At 33.2% G+C, this 19,814-nt stretch carries 25 protein-coding genes and 1 other RNA gene; 8 read left to right on the forward strand and 18 right to left on the reverse strand.

Annotated elements, in window-relative coordinates; all coding sequences use genetic code 11:
• Window position 1: 1 nt before the first annotated feature.
• The 7 genes from ISP08_RS09760 to ISP08_RS09790 all read right to left on the reverse strand — a co-directional run bounded on the left by ISP08_RS09760 (window position 2) and on the right by ISP08_RS09790 (window position 6,243).
• Window positions 2-1,819, reverse strand: coding sequence for a DUF5906 domain-containing protein (locus ISP08_RS09760; protein WP_195718504.1), 1,818 nt, complete (start codon window positions 1,817-1,819; stop codon window positions 2-4).
• Window positions 1,820-1,885: 66 nt separating this feature from the next.
• The gene (locus ISP08_RS09765; protein ID WP_195718505.1) at window positions 1,886-3,610 is read right to left on the reverse strand and encodes a hypothetical protein; all 1,725 of its coding nucleotides are present in this window, start codon (window positions 3,608-3,610) and stop codon (window positions 1,886-1,888) included.
• A 78-nt stretch (window positions 3,611-3,688) separates the two neighbouring features.
• Entirely contained in the window at window positions 3,689-4,312 is a 624-nt protein-coding gene (locus ISP08_RS09770; protein WP_195718506.1) for a hypothetical protein, read from the reverse strand.
• Window positions 4,313-4,331: 19 nt separating this feature from the next.
• Entirely contained in the window at window positions 4,332-5,102 is a 771-nt protein-coding gene (locus ISP08_RS09775) for a DUF1351 domain-containing protein (RefSeq protein WP_195718507.1), read from the reverse strand.
• 21 nt (window positions 5,103-5,123) lie between these two features.
• On the reverse strand, window positions 5,124-5,735 hold the full coding sequence (locus tag ISP08_RS09780) for an MBL fold metallo-hydrolase (RefSeq protein WP_195718508.1): 612 nt from the start codon (window positions 5,733-5,735) through the stop codon (window positions 5,124-5,126).
• A 116-nt stretch (window positions 5,736-5,851) separates the two neighbouring features.
• The gene (locus ISP08_RS09785) at window positions 5,852-6,022 is read right to left on the reverse strand and encodes a hypothetical protein (protein ID WP_195718509.1); all 171 of its coding nucleotides are present in this window, start codon (window positions 6,020-6,022) and stop codon (window positions 5,852-5,854) included.
• 11 nt (window positions 6,023-6,033) lie between these two features.
• Complete coding sequence (locus tag ISP08_RS09790; RefSeq protein ID WP_195718510.1) at window positions 6,034-6,243, reverse strand: hypothetical protein; 210 nt, start codon at window positions 6,241-6,243, stop codon at window positions 6,034-6,036.
• A 62-nt stretch (window positions 6,244-6,305) separates the two neighbouring features.
• Here ISP08_RS09790 and ISP08_RS09795 point away from each other — a divergent pair, with 62 nt between their 5' ends.
• The gene (locus ISP08_RS09795) at window positions 6,306-6,545 is read left to right on the forward strand and encodes a hypothetical protein (protein ID WP_195718511.1); all 240 of its coding nucleotides are present in this window, start codon (window positions 6,306-6,308) and stop codon (window positions 6,543-6,545) included.
• On the opposite strand, the gene ISP08_RS09800 is transcribed toward ISP08_RS09795, so the two are convergent.
• On the reverse strand, window positions 6,542-6,718 hold the full coding sequence (locus ISP08_RS09800; RefSeq protein ID WP_195718512.1) for a hypothetical protein: 177 nt from the start codon (window positions 6,716-6,718) through the stop codon (window positions 6,542-6,544). The genes ISP08_RS09795 and ISP08_RS09800 overlap by 4 nt on opposite strands.
• A 110-nt stretch (window positions 6,719-6,828) precedes the next feature.
• Window positions 6,829-7,029 (reverse strand): helix-turn-helix transcriptional regulator, encoded by a 201-nt coding sequence (locus tag ISP08_RS09805; protein ID WP_195718513.1) that lies wholly within the window; start codon window positions 7,027-7,029, stop codon window positions 6,829-6,831.
• Between the two features lie 165 nt (window positions 7,030-7,194).
• On the opposite strand from ISP08_RS09805, the gene ISP08_RS09810 reads away from it, so the two are divergent.
• From ISP08_RS09810 to ISP08_RS09835, 6 genes are all read left to right on the forward strand, one after another.
• On the forward strand, window positions 7,195-7,530 hold the full coding sequence (locus ISP08_RS09810) for a helix-turn-helix domain-containing protein (RefSeq protein WP_195718514.1): 336 nt from the start codon (window positions 7,195-7,197) through the stop codon (window positions 7,528-7,530).
• 79 nt (window positions 7,531-7,609) lie between these two features.
• Window positions 7,610-7,843 (forward strand): hypothetical protein, encoded by a 234-nt coding sequence (locus tag ISP08_RS09815; protein WP_195718515.1) that lies wholly within the window; start codon window positions 7,610-7,612, stop codon window positions 7,841-7,843.
• 161 nt (window positions 7,844-8,004) lie between these two features.
• A complete protein-coding gene (locus tag ISP08_RS09820) occupies window positions 8,005-8,469 on the forward strand; it encodes an ImmA/IrrE family metallo-endopeptidase (protein ID WP_195718516.1) in 465 nt (154 codons plus the stop codon).
• Window positions 8,470-8,479: 10 nt separating this feature from the next.
• Window positions 8,480-8,662 (forward strand): hypothetical protein, encoded by a 183-nt coding sequence (locus tag ISP08_RS09825; RefSeq protein WP_195718517.1) that lies wholly within the window; start codon window positions 8,480-8,482, stop codon window positions 8,660-8,662.
• A gap of 42 nt (window positions 8,663-8,704) precedes the next feature.
• Complete coding sequence (locus ISP08_RS09830) at window positions 8,705-9,304, forward strand: hypothetical protein (RefSeq protein WP_195718518.1); 600 nt, start codon at window positions 8,705-8,707, stop codon at window positions 9,302-9,304.
• A 61-nt stretch (window positions 9,305-9,365) separates the two neighbouring features.
• On the forward strand, window positions 9,366-10,238 hold the full coding sequence (locus ISP08_RS09835) for a hypothetical protein (RefSeq protein ID WP_195718519.1): 873 nt from the start codon (window positions 9,366-9,368) through the stop codon (window positions 10,236-10,238).
• Here the strand turns inward: ISP08_RS09835 and ISP08_RS09840 are convergent.
• Window positions 10,235-10,417, reverse strand: a complete 183-nt coding sequence (locus ISP08_RS09840; protein ID WP_195718520.1) for a hypothetical protein — start codon at window positions 10,415-10,417, stop codon at window positions 10,235-10,237. The genes ISP08_RS09835 and ISP08_RS09840 overlap by 4 nt on opposite strands.
• 112 nt (window positions 10,418-10,529) lie before the next feature.
• On the opposite strand from ISP08_RS09840, the gene ISP08_RS09845 reads away from it, so the two are divergent.
• Window positions 10,530-11,579, forward strand: coding sequence for a tyrosine-type recombinase/integrase (locus ISP08_RS09845; protein ID WP_195718521.1), 1,050 nt, complete (start codon window positions 10,530-10,532; stop codon window positions 11,577-11,579).
• 49 nt (window positions 11,580-11,628) lie between these two features.
• Here the strand turns inward: ISP08_RS09845 and ssrA are convergent.
• From ssrA to gpmI, 8 genes are all read right to left on the reverse strand, one after another.
• Window positions 11,629-11,988: a transfer-messenger RNA gene (gene ssrA, locus ISP08_RS09850) on the reverse strand.
• Between the two features lie 103 nt (window positions 11,989-12,091).
• On the reverse strand, window positions 12,092-12,556 hold the full coding sequence (smpB, locus tag ISP08_RS09855; RefSeq protein ID WP_048792613.1) for an SsrA-binding protein SmpB: 465 nt from the start codon (window positions 12,554-12,556) through the stop codon (window positions 12,092-12,094).
• Between the two features lie 22 nt (window positions 12,557-12,578).
• Window positions 12,579-14,960, reverse strand: a complete 2,382-nt coding sequence (gene rnr, locus ISP08_RS09860; protein WP_048792612.1) for a ribonuclease R — start codon at window positions 14,958-14,960, stop codon at window positions 12,579-12,581.
• A gap of 37 nt (window positions 14,961-14,997) precedes the next feature.
• A complete protein-coding gene (locus ISP08_RS09865) occupies window positions 14,998-15,738 on the reverse strand; it encodes an alpha/beta hydrolase (protein ID WP_195718522.1) in 741 nt (246 codons plus the stop codon).
• 127 nt (window positions 15,739-15,865) lie between these two features.
• On the reverse strand, window positions 15,866-16,099 hold the full coding sequence (gene secG / locus ISP08_RS09870) for a preprotein translocase subunit SecG (RefSeq protein ID WP_048792610.1): 234 nt from the start codon (window positions 16,097-16,099) through the stop codon (window positions 15,866-15,868).
• Window positions 16,100-16,167: 68 nt separating this feature from the next.
• Window positions 16,168-16,629 (reverse strand): hypothetical protein, encoded by a 462-nt coding sequence (locus ISP08_RS09875; RefSeq protein ID WP_195718523.1) that lies wholly within the window; start codon window positions 16,627-16,629, stop codon window positions 16,168-16,170.
• A gap of 165 nt (window positions 16,630-16,794) precedes the next feature.
• Window positions 16,795-18,099 carry a surface-displayed alpha-enolase gene (gene eno / locus ISP08_RS09880; RefSeq protein ID WP_048792608.1) on the reverse strand — a complete coding sequence of 435 codons (1,305 nt, stop codon included), beginning with the start codon at window positions 18,097-18,099 and terminating at the stop codon, window positions 16,795-16,797.
• Window positions 18,100-18,295: 196 nt separating this feature from the next.
• Entirely contained in the window at window positions 18,296-19,813 is a 1,518-nt protein-coding gene (gene gpmI / locus ISP08_RS09885; protein ID WP_195718524.1) for a 2,3-bisphosphoglycerate-independent phosphoglycerate mutase, read from the reverse strand.
• Between the last annotated feature and the right edge of the window lies 1 nt (window position 19,814).

The raw sequence follows: 19,814 nt of genomic DNA on the forward strand, positions 1-19,814 counted from the left end.
TTTATACCTCCTGATAAGCTCTCATGGTTTTACCATTCTTTTTGATAGGTTTTGGGGTCAAACCAAAATCTTCTTTAATATTTATTTGAAATTGTTTACGGCTCATGACGTTAATACCATTTTCTTCACAAAACACTTCGTATTGATCATAAATTTCAGGTGGTCTCAATCCTTCAATGTCTTCTTTATTGAAGTCTTGTAAAAACAACCCTGAAGTATCGTTTTCATTATGGTAATCTAAGTTAAACTTATTAACGCTAACGCTTTGAGTGAACTCTACATTGTTATAAAGTCGCATATAACCATCTACGATTAATCTAATCCAGTACTTCATTGCTGCTGGTGTTGTTAGTTTAGTAATGAACTTAGGGTCTTTCTTTGTAGGTTTGGAATACATTGGTAACCAAAGTACTCGACGTTTGTATGAAGCACCTTTTTCAAATGATTTCAAGATATGATTCGATGTGAAAATCAATGTACAAGTTAATTCAACATCTTCCGATTGTTTATAAAGCTGTCGCATCGAAACATAGTCACATGTTGAAATGTTTTTTAATAATTTCATTTGATCATTGTTAATAGGTTCGTCTTGAATATCGTCACCAAGATTGGCAAGTTTACCTTTCATTGTTGTAAAGTATCTTTCATCAGCCATATTACGAATTGAAAGCCCTGTTACGTTCTTTCTATCTAGTATGGAACGAATAATTGTAAGTAAGGTTCCTTTACCGTTCCCGCCATCTCCGACGAATATGAAGAACTTACCCATGAGACGTTTGAACTCTGGATTAACTATTAAAGTGTGACCCATGATTTCATGTAAAAGTTTTTTATAACCATCATCTTGGTTAGTAAGTAGGTCTATATATTCATCAACCTCTTTAACGGGTTCTGCTTCAGGGTCATAATCGATGTCGATAATATAAGGTGTAAATTCTTGGTAGTTAATCGGAATAAATTCACCATCTTGAAGGATTCCGTTTTTAAATCTAATTGGAAACACTGTGTTTGAAGGTATACGATGACTACGATATTCAACCTGTTTCATGACCTCATCAATAAAGTTGGTTTTCTTAGGTCCTGATAATCTGAAAATATGTTGTCTAAGAATTGCTGTGTCGTCTGTAAATTCACCATCATTGTCTTTAAAGTACAATGTGTCACCATATATGACCGTCTGAAATATATTCATGATTTCTGTTGCTTTTGCATAATGTTCGTCTTGGTCTGTCGAACCTGAATCACTGGAACGAGATACGGTTTCAAACTCTGACTGTTCCATAGGTTCTGCAAATATATAGTCATTAATGAATGCTAATATTGCATCTGTGTGTTTATGTCGATTAAGTTTCATTTTGTGCTTGTAAAGTTTTTGATTACGTCCGTCATTTTCTTCAAGTCCTAAAAGTGAATCTAACTTGCTGACTGAATTCGATAACACGAATGGTAAGGCTTCTCTAACACCTTGGTTTTCGATTTCTCGCATTTCACCTTTACGTTTTATCGTGACTGATTTCGTATTTTTCAAGTGTTTATACTCGACTTCAAAACCGAGTGGCGTGACCGCACCTGCACCTCTGAACGTTGCAGGTTTTTTGAAGTAAAGATGCACACCTCTATCAGTCCAAACTGTTTGGGTGTTAATGTTGAATGTTTTAAGCATTTTTTTAATAGTTTCTTTAGGTAAGTTATCTATATCTACAACAAGATCGTTATCAGTTAATAACCAACCTGCGTTTCTAAAACTATCTGAGAATTCACTCACATCAGCATCATTTGTTGCATGTTTTGAGTTATCGTCTTTGTATTCTACATACAATGTGAACTCTCCTTTCGAATAAAATATTTATGCTGGATTATGTTGGTTCTTTTATACTGATTATTTTTATACGGGTTCTTTCCATCGTTCTAATTTTTTTACAAGTATTTGATAATAGTGGTTGATGTCTATAAATTTCTCAAAGTCTGGTATAAGTGAATTGCCTTCTTCGTCATATATTTCATGGTTCCAAACTTTCATATTTTCGGGTGCATCTGGGAACCTTGCCCAAGATTCTTGACCATCTATTTCTTTTACCTTATACAATCGATAAGCCTCTCCAAATTGCATTGCAGCAAACACACGATTGACTTTTTGTAATTTGTTCTCATTACTGTCATACGTTCCTTTGTATGTTCGACCTGCTTGTAAAATATATTGATATAAGTGGGGTTGGTTTCTATATTCTTGTAATGTTTGAATAATAGGTTTGTCATAAACTAAATGATCTACAAGTGCTATATCTAAAATACGTGCGTTGTTGTTTTTGAACTTAGCGTCACTGTGATACCTGTTTACGTCTCCGCCTTTAACTTTGATTGCGCCGTCCGGTTCGACAGCGATATAGTTGTTAACATCTTTTTGGATAAGTGTTTTGAATTTATCTTCTTCGAGTGTAAGGTTGAATTCTTGTTCCCAATCTTTCCAAACCTTTTGATATTCATCAGAATTAGTTGTGAAAGCTACCCCATCTGTATTGATATTCAAGATAGTGCAAGTCTCTGAAAGTCGTTTGCAAAGTGTGTATAAAGCAACTTGACCATATACACAAACTGCTAACGCAGCATTATCATTTCTTAAAGCGCTGTACTTATTTTTGAGGTTGCCGTAAACACTGTTTAAAACGAGTTTCAAAGCGTCTGATTTTTTCTTATCAACGTGTTTGATTTTGATACGTTCGTTTAATATTTCTTCATATTTTTTAAGTGCTTTCTCAGGTAACGCTTTAATGTTTAAAATAATATGTGGATACATGGAAGCTACGTCTAGGAGTTTTACATCATGGGCTTTATAAATGTGCTTATGCACACCGTGAAGGCCCCCGAAACCAAACTCTACTTCACAATCAAAATCTTCTATTGTAATTGAGGTTTTATTTGATTTCTTAGATGTCCACATGTCCTTGACATTTTCAGGTACATTATTGAATATTCCTTCAGGTAAGTAGTATTCAATCGGACCCCACATAGATGTTGGTTTCATGTCACCTAACAGAATGTTCGAAGATATCGTTGTCGTATTCCATTTCATTGCTTTTTTATTACCTAACATGTCAGTTAGATTTTCTTTAATATCGAAGTAATTACTTTTACGTTCCTTAAATACATCGATAGTATTTTCAACATCATAGGCACAATATTTCATTTCTTGTTCAAGTTCTTCATCGGTAAGTTCTCTATCGATATCAAAACCAATGTCGGTTTCTAATATCATGCGCCCAGTGTTACCTTCTATTTTCTTTAATGAAGGACTAGATACGTCTATTTGTTGAAAACAATCGTAAGTGGTATTTGGTACACTAGCGTAATTTACGTATTCACCTGTAATGATATTATCGTTAATCTGTTTTATCTTAGATTGCTCTTTACCGTCTACCATTGCTCTTAATATTTTGTTGTCGTAATAATTATTGTTATAACCTACTAAAGTTTTATCTTTGATGAACTTACGAAGCCCTTCAAATTCTCCTTTGTCGGTGAAAATACCAACAGTTTCTTTATCAATGTTTTTAAAGACTACGAATGAGTTATGTTTATAAACCTCAATATCGAAGAAAAGTAAATCTTCCATAATTTTTCCTCCTAAGATTTATTTAAAGGAAAAGCGGGACTGGACCCGCTCTGTTTAATTAGTTACTTTTCTTAATGTTTATTTCTTCTTAGGTATTGGTTTAATTTCAGCGTAAGAGAATTTTCCGAACGCTACTTTGACTTCGACAGTTATTTGTTCACCGATGAGTTGTTCTTTCTCGGAAATCGGTAATTTAAATTTGGTTTCAAACTTTTCATATTGCTTTTGCTTCTTAATTGGATCTACGATAAATTGTTTTTTAGCTTCTAAATAATCTGAGTATGTCATTTTAGATTCATACTTATCTCCTTCGTATTCAAAACGAATATGAATACCTACATTGTCTTCAGTGATTTCAGAAATTGTTGTTTGGAATATTAAACCCTCCTGGTCTTTATCGAATTTCTCAATCATTTGGACTTCGAATAATGAATTGAATTTGTCGTATGCATAAATATCTTTACGTTGTCCTACAGCATCTTCTAAATCATCAAAACTTTTTCCGAATTCATCTTCGGCAATTTTTTCAGCCTTCTCAGCTTGTTCGCTATCTTCAAACCATTTATTTTTGTCACGGTCGTATTTCTTCTTGTTAATGTTGACCTTACGAATTTCCATGTTTTCTTCGTCTAAAAATGTTAACTCTGCTTTACCGTCTTCTACTGCTACCTCTACAAGTTCTAAATCTTTTAATAATTCCATAGTTTAATTGCTCCTTTAATTAATAATTTTTGTATTCAAAATTGATATTGTTTTGTTCTAAAAGTAACTTTGCAATTTGTGCTTCTTTGTCATCACCGATTGTAAAAACGTGATACGTTTGTTTCGTCGGCTGCTTACGTTCGTTTTGCTGCGTTTCAATTTGTCTTTTACGTTCGTTTCGCTTATCAACTCTTTCAAAAGCCATTGATAAGTCTTGCGTGTTTTGGTACTCAATGATGAGTTCTTCTCTGTTACTAGATCTATTAATGACTTCCAAATCACGTTTCGTTTTTTCTAGCCATTGGACTAACTGGTCTTCAACTTTGTTCATTGAGTAAGACTTGTTTAAATATTCAGGTCTTAGAAAATCAGCAAACCCTAATATGTTTTCAAAGTCATAATGCTTTATACGTTTATCAAATAACGTGACAATACTTTGCTTCTTGTCTTCACGTTCTTGTTCAGTGAGTTCACGTTCTTGTTTTTTAACATGTCCCACTGCTTCATCAATAACTTGTTTGATTGTTTTAACTTGGCTTTCAAAGTGGTTGTATGGTTGTAACATAGATTTCTTTACATCTTTACGTACACTTTCGAGGTCTTTCACTCTGTTATTCATCGAAGCCATTAACTTTTTAGCTTCTTTGACGTTCTCCTCTGTTACTTCAACAGTCTTAACATGGTCGGCTAAGTTTTGAGCCTCTGCAAGTAAGTTGTCGTATTCTTCAAAGTTCACAGAACCTTGTTGTGTAGTTACTTTGTAATCGTGTTCTATAATTAACTCGTTCATATTCGAACCTCCATAAAATTTTTAATAGAACCTTTCTGATTTATGAAGTTCAATAAGTTCTGAATTTTTGTCTCGACGGTTCAAATAGTAAAATGTTTTACAATCCTTTGTACTCAAATGTCTAAGCCCTGAAAGATATGGGTCATACCCGTAATTACTTCGTTTACCTCTTGCTAGTTCTAACTTTGTTTCATCGTAGTTAGATTCAAGAAATAAGTAATCGTATTGCTTCACAGGTGCGTTTTTCAAAGTACTTGTGTCGGTAGCGTAAATAATCGATTTATTTTCAAACTCCCATGTATAACCATACGTTGTTACATCGTGTTCACATTCGAATGCTTCAAATGTGTAATTATCAATATCTATTGGGTAACCTGCGTTGATGATGTGATCTATTTCAAATATTTGAGCAACTTCATAATTACCAATCACTCTAATATGTGGAAATTGCTTTTTGATGTTCACTAATGTCGATGGTTTAATATGGTCACTGTGGATATGAGTTAAGAGTAAATACTTAACGTCGTATAAATGATTTTTAAGTTTTTTAAACGAGACACCACAGTCTACTAGTACATCGTTGATTAAGACTGCATTACCTTTTGAACCTGAAGATATAATTTCATAATTCAATTACGCCACTCCTTATTGTTTATTGGTTAAATATTAGGTATAATAAGAAGTAGTGAACTATTGAACGTTCATATCTCGTGTATACTATTAAATTTCTGACTGTTAGCTAACTGCCATTAGCTTGCAGTCTTTTTATTTGCGAAAAAATAGTTGTTAAAGAATACGTAAATCAATGCTGCTACCACTGTTCCTGTAAAAATCGCTGTTGTGAAATACACACCTATTAACATTAAAGCGAGTGTAAATACCATCCACGCTGTGAATGCGATATAAAACGACTTATTCATGCTATCCCTCCTTATAAATTAGATTCTTTAATAAAAATATTTTGTTCTATAAAGTCAATTGCAGGTCTAATTTTGATGTAACGTTTATTACCTTTACCAAAACGATACATACACGCTTCTTGGAATGCTTTGTTTGAAAAAACTTTTTCTTCCAAATCATCTTTAGAAATTCCGCTAACTTTTACAAACTCTTTTGCATCTGCAAATCCGATAAATTCCATTTAAATCACTCCTTTCGTGTATAATGTTGTTATCGCTACTGCGATAGTGGGTGGTGGGAAATATGAGTAATTACATTGATCCAGAGAAATTTGCATCTGCTTTGGTTTCTTCTCATGATTGGGAATCTTCACAATCTTCAATAGCCCCTAGAAAAATTAACGTTGAGAAAGCATTGAATGTTTATGTCGATGCTGTTGATAAGGCTAAAAAATTTAATGAAGAATATTCTAAGAAACAAGAAAAGCAAAAATCTCAAGAATTATCAGAAGGATTAGATGTGTTAAATAACTTAAAATTCTAACCTTCATAGTAAGCGTTGAGCATGCGAGATAATTTCTTGCGTTCCTCTTCGCTTATTTTATTTTCATAAAAGAATTTTTGTAATTTTAAAAATAGTGTCGGTATTCTAAAGTCGTCGTTGTTAGATTCAACTAATGGTTTTAAATTAATGATTTTGTTTTTTTTCTTAAACATTCCGTTTCCTCCTAAATTTCGATTTGTGATGGTTTAACATCTTTAATGAAATGTTTGTAGTTCGTTCATTAACTATTCACCTCTTCTTATCACTTAAAGTGATAATGATATTAAATTTTTTTGGCCTTGATGTAATCTACTTCCGTATCAAACAACTTAGCCAAAGCATATAATTGAATGCCCTTTAATTCTGTATCGTCTTTCTCCCATCTGATAACAGTGTGTTTAGTAACACCTAACTTATCTGCAACATCTTGCTGTGTCATTTTTGAATTAATCCTCCAAACTTTGACTGGAAATTCTCCTGGCATTTTTAATCACCTCCTAGTTGCTAAATACAATACTACTATTACTTAAAGTGATATGTCAACATAAAAAGTAATATTTTTTCTTAAAAAGTGATATTACCTATTGTAATAATAGATTACTTATGGTAAGTTAATATTACATTAAGTAATATTAAAGGAGCAGAAAATATGGAGTATAAAAGCGCTAGAAAAATTTTGTCGGAGAACTTAGAACAACTTATGAAACAAAACAACATTACACAAATAGAACTTTCTGAAGCTATTGGCGTAAGTCAATCAACTATTTCTAATTGGATAAAAGAAGTAAAATATCCACGTATTGGAAAAATCGAAGAACTTGCCGAATATTTCAATGTTCCCAAATCTCGGATTACTGAAAGACAAGATGTAGTCAAAGAAGAACAAGACACATTCGCAGCACACTTTGATAAAGAAAATTTAACTGAAGAAGAAATGGAAGAAGTTAGAAAATTTATTGAATGGGTTAAAAATAGAGATAAGTAATTTAATAGGATAAACACATATGCTGAACTTTATGGAAACATAAAGAAGCCACGGATAAAAAACCGCGGCGATAACATAATTGAAAGTTGGAGCCCCTGCTTCTAAAGCACTAGGTGAAATTGCAAAATCAAACGCGTCACTTGCAAGTAGATTTGGAATTAAAAATAGTAAAGGGGTAGATTTAATTACAAACATGAGTAAACGCAACACATTTGGTAGTACTATCGCATCACAAGCTCCAACGCTAGGTAATTTATTGCCCTTCTATACAGTAATGTATAGTTTGTATCGGGTGAATTCAAAGGAAGCCTAAGTCTATTGATATGGTGACTTTGAGCTAAGCCTTATTTAAGGAAAGTGCAACGCATAGCTGACGAAATAATTCAGCCACGAGCGCCCGATATCCTACTAATATAATTATAACACAAACTTATCAACTATTATAACTTAAACTTATCAAAAAGGGTGTTTTTTATGGGATTATATGAAGACCTATGTATGGAATACAGTCATATTTATATTAAGGAAACAAACAATCTACCTTCTTTTCAGTCAGGAAGTTGTGTTAACAAAGAAATATTTATCAGACCTAATTTATCTGAAACACATAAAGCCGAGATACTAGCCGAAGAACTCGCCCACCACAAACTTACATATGGTAACATCCTAGATCAATCACAATTCAACAACAGAAAATTCGAAGGGTACGCAAGACGTTATGCCATGGAAAAGATGATTTCACTTCAAGATTTAGTATCAGCCTTCAAACATGGTTGCCATAATTTATATACGATGGCTAATTTTTTTGAACTTACAGAAGGTTATGTACAAGATTGTATTGCACATTATAAACGTAAATATGGTTTAGCAACTCACTGTGGGAATTATGTAATACAGTTTGAGCCACTGAGAGTATTTGAATATAAAACAATAGAATAAGGGGATTGATATGGGTACTTTACTAGTAAGCGCAATAATTTTTTTGGTAATTGGTATCATACTTATGTATATGGCGTCAAAAAGTGCAGATACGAATGGTAAGAGTAACGGACCCGTTGAAGGATGTGGTTGCGTCTTATTTATAGTTGGAGTTTTATTTGTAATTGGTATTTTAATTGCTACCTTTTCATAGGTATTAATTTAAATAAATTTAAAAAAAGAGGATGGATTAATAGTGAAAAAGGTTTTATTTTTAATTTTAGCAGGATTTTTAGTTTTAAGTGCATGTGGAAATAAAGAAGATAATAAATCTGATGATAATAAAAAATCAGAAAGTAAAAGCAAGAAAACTAATGATAAGAAGTCTAATGACAAAAAATCGAATGATGATAAAAAGTCAGCTAAAAAAGATAACAACAAAGATAAATCGGATAAAGACAAACAAACTGCTAGTAACGACAATAAATCACAAGATAATGGAAACCAACAAGCTTACGCAGATAATCAAGCGCAAGATAACAACAATACACAACAGGCTAATACTGAACAACAGAATCAACAAGCAAATACTAGTCAACAACAAGCTAATGCAAATACACAACAGACTCAACAATCTCAACCACAGCAGCAACAAGCTCAAGACAATGGTGCAAAATACCAACAAGATAATAGTGCTTACCAAAAAGAATATACAAATGATGGTCACGAAAAATATAATAACAACTTTTCAAATTCTAAAATAAACAAAGAACAAAATACTTTAGACCAACAATTACAAAATGGAACAATTAACCAACAACAATATGATTTGTGGTCAAAACAAATTAGAAACTAACTATAAGGGCACCCTAACGTGCCCTATATATTTTAAAATTTATTATTAAGGAAGATAATGCATGAATATAGAAATGGTAAATAATTTATTAACGCAATTTAAAAAAGGATATTTAAATAAAATAGAAAGTGATTATAGTTTTTTGTCTGAAAATGACAAGAAAAATTTTCCATTTTATAAAGCCTATGATTACTTAGGTTTAATAATTTTAAATATAGGAAAAATTAACGAACCCAATGAGTATATTGTCGTTATTACAAATAATATCGAAAATCAATATATTAAAGAAACTCAAATAAATACTGAAGATCCTAATTTCAAAAAAATGATAGCTAATGAAGATAACCCCGAAGAAGTGGCTCAATATCTGCTTCCTACTATAGACTTTAATAATAAGAAATTTAGTTATGTAAAATTCGGTATTAATTATGAACTCAAACCCGACCACTTCGGTTTTAAAGGTAAATTATTAGCAAAAGAACATTATGATGAGATCTATAAAGATAAGAGCAAAAAAATAATGAATAATAATAAGCCATCCAAAAACCCGTTTTCATTTTTAGATTTTGAAACAATTATGGATAAAGTGAATGACGCTGATTTCAAGTATCAAATGAATGAAGCAAAAATCTGTTATGAAAATCAATTATATTTAGCTGCTACTTGTACCTTTTCTGTATGTTTAGAAACTGTATTAATGATTATCCTTGAGAAAAACAATTTGAAAGTTGATGATGACAGTACTATGTTAAATAAAATCGGAGAAACACTCAGAAATAAAAATATTATTTCAAAAAGAGCTAACAATAGACTTTTAGTTACTTATTCAGTTAGAAACTCGACATCACATACAAACAAAAACAAGGTGATACAAAATGACTGTGAATGGATTCTTAAAACTATTGAATTTTTTGTTGACGAATATATAGATTAATTATTTTCATTTGAATTGCGAAGTTTTTGTAATAGCTTATAATAATCTTTTGCAAAAGAATCCTGCATTTCATCTTCATGCCACAAATCATAATTCTCAAGTAAATTAGTAGATTTCGACAAGTAATCTAGGCTTACAAAAATAACATGAATATCTTTATCGCTAAGTTTAATATTCATAGCAACACCTACTTTTTATTTAATTATAACACAAAACTATAATTAATACATTATCCCATAGTTTTTATCTATGGGTATATATTTTTATCTTTTTTAGGGAGGAAAATTAAACATGGCATCATTTACAGTAACAAAACGTAAAAATAAAACATCTACGACTTGGCAATACGATGTGAAAGACTCTAGTTTTAAGTCAGGTAAAAAACGTAAATCAGGATTTAAAACGAAAGCAGAAGCAATTAATGCAGCACAACAACTTATTAGAGATTTGGAAGATGGTAACAAGATTGAAGATAATAAAACATTCGAAGCATATTACAAAGACTGGCTAGAGATAAAAAATAAAAAACATGTCGCATCACAGCAATACTATTGGTATGAACGGTCATTAAAACTTTTTAATGAATGGTTTGGTAAGAGTTACTTAATTGGCAACATTAAACGTACTGATTACCAAAAATTTTTAAATGATTTTGGTCAGGGACGCACAGATGAAACTGTTCGTAAAGTAAATGGTTGTTTATCTCCCTGCCTTAGAGATGCAGTATATGACGGTTATATAAAAAAAGACCCTACTTATCAAATTGATATTAAAGGGACTAAAAAAGCTAAACAGGAATCCACAAAGTATATAACTATAGAAAGTTATCTTAAATTAATTGAGTATTTTAAATCTAGAGAAGAGCAAAGTTATATTTTTCTTTATATTTTAGGAATTACAGGAGCAAGATATAGTGATGCTATTAATATGACAAGCGTTGATTTGAACAGTAAAGAAGGAATTATACATTTAAGAGGAACAAAAACAAGTAACGCTGATCGCTTTGTGGAAGTTACAACAAAAGATGTTTTATTAATTAAATCTAAACTGGCCAATTTACCACAACGTGTTAATGGCAAATTATTTAAATTAAGTCACAACGCTGTAAAAAAATCATTTGATTTCGCAAAAAAACAAATAGGATTAAAAGATAATTCTATTACTCCATACGTATTAAGACACACTCACACATCATACTTACTTTCTAAAGGAATTCCCATTGAATATATTAGTAAGCGTTTAGGGCATTCTAGTATATCAATTACATTAGACACGTACTCACACTTGTTAGAAGAACAAAAAAAAGAGCAAGGTCAACGTGTAAGAGAATTATTCTCTTGACACATATTTGACACTTGCTACCTTAAAAGCCTTGTATATAAAGGCTTGCATATGGAGACGGCGGGATTCGAACCCGCGTCCAGAGGTCCTGATACAAATCTTTCTACGTGCGTAGTCTATCGTTAAGTTTCGCATAATGAGAGGTGATAGACGACCAACATTATGCTAGTTTGATTAATCTCTTCTAGGCAGACTTCAAACTGCAGTGCCTAGCGTATCCTACTACAGTTGAATCGCGTTAACAGTGCATAGGAAACACTGTTAGGCGATGCAGAGTGCTATTACGCAGCTACTGCTAAATTATTGTTTGATTTGCCAGTTATTATAAACTGAGTGTGTTGTTGCGGAGACAACCCTCCGACACGCTTAATTAGCTCGGGGGACCCCTGTCGAATCCAAAAACGTCCCCTTAATAGGAAATAATGTACTTTCTGTCGATAAATTGCATCTAATCTTTTTCAGAAAGCACATTTAATAATATCAAACAATCGCTTGTAGCGCAACAAATCCGCTTAATAACGGGCTTTCATTTCTCTATCTATATCACGTTTCACTGCTTTTTCTTTTAAAGCTTGACGCTTATCATATTTTTTCTTACCACGTGCTATACCTAATAAGACTTTGCAGTTACCATGTTTTAAATAGAGTTTCAAAGGAACGATAGAGTACCCGACTTCTCTCGTTCTATCTCCTAGCTTAGCAATCTCACGTTTGTGTAATAATAACTTACGTGAACGTCTAGGATCATGATTAAATCGGTTACCCTCTTCATATGGCGCGATATGCATGTTTTGCAAGTATATCTCGCCACGTTTCACTTGTGCATAACTATCCTTCAAGTTGGCACTGCCACGTCGGATAGACTTAATTTCAGTTCCTTGTAACACAATGCCCGCTTCAATCGTATCTTCAATATTAAAATCATGTCTTGCTTTACGATTTTCAGCTAATGTACCTGGTGATTTTTTCTTTGGCATTGAGTTTCACCTCTTTGTTGATTTATTTTTTCTTTTTACGTGCGTGTTTCTTTACCTTTTTGTCTTTGTAAAAAGGTTTGTGTTTCGTATTTCCATTGCTTTGGTTATCACGTTGACGTTGATTTTTACCTTTACGTTGTTTTTTCTTTTTGCTGCCTTTATTATCGTTATCTTTATTTTTATCTAAAGACTTGCCTCGCGTTTTAGCTTGAATTGTCTTGCCTCTCGCTGGTCGTTGGCTACGCTCATTCTTCGGTAGCGGCATACCTACGATTTGGAAATCAATCATACGCTCATCTACGTCTACATTGATAACTTTTATCTGCACTGAATCACCGATACGGAATACTTTAGCCTGACGTTCACCAATCATTGCCATTTGGCGTTCATCAAAGTGGTAATAATCGTCTGTTAAATTAGCTACGTGTACCATACCTTCGATAGTATTCGGCAACTCAATAAACATACCAAAGTTTGCTACTGAACTAATGATACCTTCAAACTCTTCGCCAATATGTTGTACCATATATTCGGCTTTCTTAAGTTCGTCAGTGTCACGTTCTGCTTCAATTGCTCTACGTTCTCTTTGAGAAGTATGATCGGCAATTTCAGGTAATTTTTCTTCCCATTTATGCACTTCTTTATTATCCATCGTATTGTCGATTAAATATTTACGTATTAATCTATGCACAATCAAATCAGGATATCTTCTGATTGGTGACGTAAAGTGAGTATAATACTCTGCAGATAAGCCGAAATGACCTAAATTTGTATCATCATAACGTGCTTGTTGCATAGAACGAAGCATCATCGTAGAAATTACCATTTGTTCTGGCAATCCTTCAACTTCTTGTTGAATTTTTTGTAATGTCGCTGGATGAATATCCTCGCCAGTACCTTTGATCATTAAACCAAAGTTAGTAATAAAATCGAAGAATTGACGTAAGCGTTCTGATTTCGGTTGTTCGTGTACACGATATATAAATGGTACGTCTAACTTATCAAAGTGTTCTGCAACCGTTTCGTTTGCTGCTAACATAAATGATTCTATTAAACGTTCGCCTTCGCCACGACTTCGCACTTGTACGTCTGTTGGTATACCATCGCCATCTACAAGTACTTTTGCTTCATTAATATCAAAGTCAATTTCACCACGACGTCTTCTCATTGAAATTAAGCGTTGAGATAAGTCTTGTGCTAAATCAAGCATTGGTGTGACTTCACTATATTTTTCGCGTGTCGTTTCGTTTTTATCAGTAATAATTTCATTAACTTCGTCATAAGTCATACGATAATCAGAATGTATAACGCTATCAAAAATTTCATGTTTTACAACGTCTCCACTCTGATCAAGTTCCATACGACAACTTAAAGTTAATCTATCCACATTTGGATTTAATGAACAAATACCGTTACTTAAACGGTGAGGAATCATAGGAATAACACGGTCTACTAAATAGACACTCGTAGCTCTATCAAAGGCTTCTTGATCTAAAGCCGAATCCTCAGTGACATAATAACTTACGTCGGCAATACTTACGGTAAGCTCTGTATGGCCATTTTTTAATTTCTTCACGCTAATGGCATCGTCTAAGTCTTTAGCATCTGCGCCATCAATCGTTATTGTAAGTTCGTCACGTAAGTCTTTTCTACCTTTAAGTTCATTTGGTTCAATTTGTTCAGGCACTTTCTCAGCTTCAGCTAATACATTATCAGGGAACTCAATTTCGATACCATGTTGATAAATGATTGATAATATATCTACGCCGGGATCATTTTTATGTCCTAAAATTGCAGAGATGTGACCTTCTGGGTTCGAGTTTTCATCTGCATATTTTGTAATTTGGACAAGTACTTTATGTCCGTCTACGGCACCTAAGTTTTGTCCTTTTGGAATAAAGACATCTTGCATAATACGTTTGTCGTCGGGTATTACAAAGCCAAAGTGTCGTGCTTCACTATAAGTACCGACAACTTGCGTTACTGAATGTGTTTCAATAGATTTCACTTCACCTTCAGTTTTACCTTTATGGTCACCTCTTGAATTGTGAAGCTCTACTAATACAGTATCTCCATCTAACGCTCTATTAATTTTTGTTGGGGGAATAAAGATATCATCCATGTCACTATCTTCCGGACGTAAAAAAGCAAAACCTTTTTTGTTTTGACTTAAAGTTCCTTTAATGAGTGAGCCTTGTTTAGATTTATTACTTTCTCTGCGTTGATATCTATCCGTTTTAGTTCTTTCTATTAAACCAGTTTGTTCTAGTTCTACGAGCACCTTAATTAAGTCTCTAAATGAGTCGGCACTGTTCAAACCTAAGGCATCTTGAAAGTCAGACACTGACATCGGTTCATAATCTGGTTGTTTAATTATTTCTTCAATGGATTGTTTTAAATTCATCATGCCCCTCCTTTCTAATTGTATATTTATCTTTGCATTATTTGGACCAATCTAATGATTCTAAGTAATCATAAATGTCTTCAAATAATTGTTCTTTTTCTTTGTCAATAGTGATGACATGACCTGAATTTTCATACCATTTTATAGATTTTTCATCTGAGTCGCTTTCATTGTATATAATATTCGCTGAATCTGTATTAATCATTTCGTCCAGTTCACCTTGTACGACATACAATGGATCTATGACTTCATCAACGTGTTCACGTATATTTTGAATTTGACCTTGTAATTCTTTCAACGTATCTGTCGGTTTGAATGCAGACATTTCTTTTTCAATCGTTGATTCATCTTTGCCTTCATATTGTTTAAATTTACGTGCGTATTCGAGTACGCCTTTAAACATTGAACCTTCAGTCTTGATATACATAGGAGAACACATGGTTATAATACCCTTTACATCTCGATTTAAGCTTATATTTAAAGCATAACAACCACCTAATGAGATTCCTGCCACTACAATTTCATCATAGCCCTTTTCGACGAGGAAATCATATCCATCTAAGGCGTCTTTAAACCAAACGTGTGGACTTGATTCGAGTATTTCTTCTGGTGGTGCTGCGTGACCTTCATATTGAGGTGCATAACAAGTATAACCTTTTTTCTGTAGGAATCTGCCTAGTTGTCTAACATCAGCTGAATTCCCGGTAAAACCATGTAATAGTAGTACAGCACGGTTTCCTTCTTCAAAGAAAAATGGCTTTGGTAGTTTAATTTGCATTTTGTTTCAATCCTTTCACTTGCATTAAATACACGCATGATGTTTATACCCATATACTTACTAAATATTTATAATATTCACACCGTCTATTATAAATAAAAAAGTCCGACGATAACATTGTCGGACCTTATATACCCAAATAACTAATGCCTAACATTAACAAGAAGAAAATGACAGACAATACAATTGTTAATCTATGCAAAAATAAGTCGATACCACGTTGTTTTTGCTTTCCAAATAACTGCTCTGCACCACCACTAATAGCGCCTGAAAGGCCATTACTTTTACCTTCTTGGAGTAATACAACAGTTATTAATGCAATACAATCTATTACTAAAAGTATTATCATTAACGTGTGCATAATAATTGTCCTCCATTCCTTATATACGAAACGCATTATACCATACGTTCGTTTACTTTATCAAATTTCTATCTATTAAATGTGCTCTTTCGTTTAATTGATACTATTAACATATAAATCGCTAATAACGTTGATGCTACCATAACGATTGATAACGGTAAGATGTTCACTGCAGATTTTGCATCAATGATTGCTTTAAATAATGCAGTTATATTTACTAAATTATATAAAACATGAGATGTATACGTCGCAAACATAAACCACCATAAATATGTGTGTCGATTCCAAATCGCCACAACACCAGCTAGGTAAGCAAAAACATACATAGTACCAGTAAATTGAAAGCTATTACGAATCGTACCAATAGCATTTGCTGTCGGTTTTTGTCCATTACTCACTAACAATTGTTTTACTACATGGTCATCCAATATAACAAACAAGTGAATTGCTAACAAAATAGCAAGAAACAATGAACTATACGCAATAAAATGACCCGTTTTTATAACTCTTGCGTTTTGCTTATCATCCATAGTTACCAAGTACTCCTTAAAATATTTACACATTATATTATATCAGTTTCACCTTGAAAGATGAACTTTTAGCTTTATTTCACACAAAAGATATTTTTATATTATAAAAAAGCACGTAAGCTAGAATGGCTTACGTGCTTTTAAGCGTGAACTTTTTAAACTATATTATTTAGATAAATTGTAAAATGCTTTTAATCCTTTGAATTTAGCAGTTTCATATAATTCATCTTCGATACGTAATAATTGGTTATATTTAGCGATACGATCAGTTCTTGATAATGAACCTGTTTTAATTTGACCAGCGTTTGTAGCAACGGCAATGTCAGCAATTGTTGTATCTTCTGTTTCACCAGAACGGTGAGAAACTACTGCAGTGTAACCCGCTTTTTGAGCCATTTCGATAGCATCAAATGTTTCAGTTAAAGTACCGATTTGGTTAACTTTAATTAAGATAGAGTTACCAATACCTTTTTCGATACCTTCAGCTAATTTAACAGTGTTAGTTACGAATAAGTCGTCACCAACTAATTGTACGCGGTCACCGATACGTTCAGTTAGTACTTTCCAACCGTCCCAATCGTTTTCATCCATACCATCTTCAATAGAAATGATAGGATATTTGTTTACTAATTGTTCTAAGAAGTCAACTTGTTCTTCAGCTGAACGTTTAGCACCATTTGGTCCTTCGAATTTACTGTAGTCATAAACACCATTTTCATAGAATTCTGATGACGCACAATCAAAGCCTAAGAATACGTCTTTTCCTGGTTCTAAACCTACTGCTTTAATAGCTTCTTGAATAGTTTCTACTGCATCTTCAGTACCTTCAAATTTAGGTGCGAAACCACCTTCGTCACCTACAGCTGTTTCTAAACCACGGTTTTTAAGGATAGATTTCAAGTTATGGAAGATTTCAGCGCCCCAACGTAATGATTCTTTAAATGATTCAGCACCAACTGGTAAAATCATAAATTCTTGGAATGCGATTGGTGCATCAGAGTGAGAACCACCGTTAACGATATTCATCATTGGAACTGGTAATTCAGTACCATTAAATCCACCTAAATATTTGTAAAGTGGTTGGCCAAGTAAATCAGCTGCTGCGCGAGCTACTGCGATTGATACGCCAAGGATAGCGTTAGCGCCTAATTTACCTTTGTTTTCTGTACCGTCTAATTGAATCATCATTTTGTCGATAGATACTTGATCTAAAGCTGAAAATTCACCTTCAACGATTTCAGGTGCGATAATTTCGTTAACATTTTCTACTGCTTTAGTAACACCTTTTCCTAAGTAACGGTTTTTGTCACCGTCACGTAATTCTACTGCTTCGTGTTCACCAGTTGAAGCACCTGAAGGTACTAATGCGCGACCAAACGCACCACTTTCAGTTAATACTTCAACCTCGACAGTTGGGTTACCACGTGAGTCTAAGACTTCGCGAGCATAAACATCTGTAATAATTGGCATGTTTTAATCTCCTTTTTTTCTTAATGTAGTTTAGAATTTTTTTATTTTTGCACTTTCATTATAGCTTGATTTAATTCAAATATAAAATGATTAAGTTATTCATGTCCTATTATTTATAATGAAGCGTAATTACTTTTCATTATAAATTAAGCATTGTTGTTAATACAGTTTCTTTAATCATTAATTAAGCATTAACTTAATGTTTAATTAATGATACACCTGTCATGTCTTCAGGCTGATTAACGTTCAATAAATCTAACAATGTTGGCGCTAAGTCACCTAAACGACCTGTTTCACGTAAATTTGCGCCATCTTTAGTGACAATAACTGGAACTGGATTTGTAGTGTGTGTAGTCATAGGTTCATCATCGTCAGTTAATACCATGTCAGAGTTACCATGGTCAGCAGTAATGATTGCATTACCGCCCATATCGATAATTTTATCAACTACTTCACCTAGACATTCATCTACAGCTTCAATTGCTTTAATCGTTGGTTCTAGCATACCACTGTGACCAACCATGTCAGGGTTAGCAAAGTTGAGTAAGATTAAATCTAAGTCACCTTTGTTCAACTCTTCAATTAAAGCATCCTTCACTTCATAAGCACTCATTTCAGGTTTCAAATCGTAAGTAGCTACTTTAGGTGAATCAATTAAACGACGACGTTCACCTTCGAATTCATCGTTACGACCACCACTCATGAAATAAGTTACGTGAGGATATTTTTCAGTTTCAGCAATACGTAATTGTTTTAAGCCATTATCTTGAATCACTTCGCCAATTGTATTGTTTAAGTCTACTTTTTCAAATACAATTTCAGCGTCAATGTTGTCATTGTATTTAGTAAAAGTTGCATAAAATAGATTGTTAACTTGTTCAACTTTGAAGCCATCAAACACTTTGTTTGTGAATACTTCAGAAAGTTGAGCAGCTCTGTCAGGACGGAAGTTATAGAAAATCACAGCATCATTATCATTAACACCATTATTTTGATCTTCTACGATAAATGGTTCAACGAATTCATCAGTTAAGCCATTGTCATAGTTTGCTTCAACGCCTTCTTTAGCAGAACTATATTTAGGTCCGTCAAAGTTACGAATAGCATTATAAGCTTTTTCTTCACGATCCCAACGTTTGTCTCTATCCATTGCATAATAACGACCAGAAACTGAAGCAAATTTACCAATTCCTATTTCTTGGAATTTTTGTTCTGTTTCTTCGATATATCTCAATGCAGATTTTTGATCTACGTCACGACCATCTAAAAATGCATGGACATATACTTCTGCTAGTCCTTGTTTTTTAGCTAATTCTAAAATTGCAAATAAGTGTTTATAATGACTGTGTACGCCACCATCAGATAATAAACCAAATACATGTAATGCAGAATTATTATCTTTCACATGTTTAATAGCATTAATAAGCACTTCATTATCAAAGAAATCTCCGTCTTCAATTGATTTATTAATACGTGTCAAACTTTGATAAACAATACGTCCAGCACCAATATTCATATGACCAACTTCTGAGTTACCCATTTGACCTTCTGGTAAGCCTACATCTAAACCACTGGCTTCAATTTGAGTCGTAGGGTATTTAGAATAATAACGGTCAAAGTTAGGCTTATACGCTAACTTAACTGCGTTACCATGTTCACTTTCTCTATTTGCAAAACCATCTAAGATGATTAATGCAGTTGGTTGTTTTGCCATA

Source organism: Staphylococcus lloydii, assembly GCF_015775975.1.
Taxonomy (GTDB): Bacteria; Bacillota; Bacilli; order Staphylococcales; family Staphylococcaceae; genus Staphylococcus; species Staphylococcus lloydii.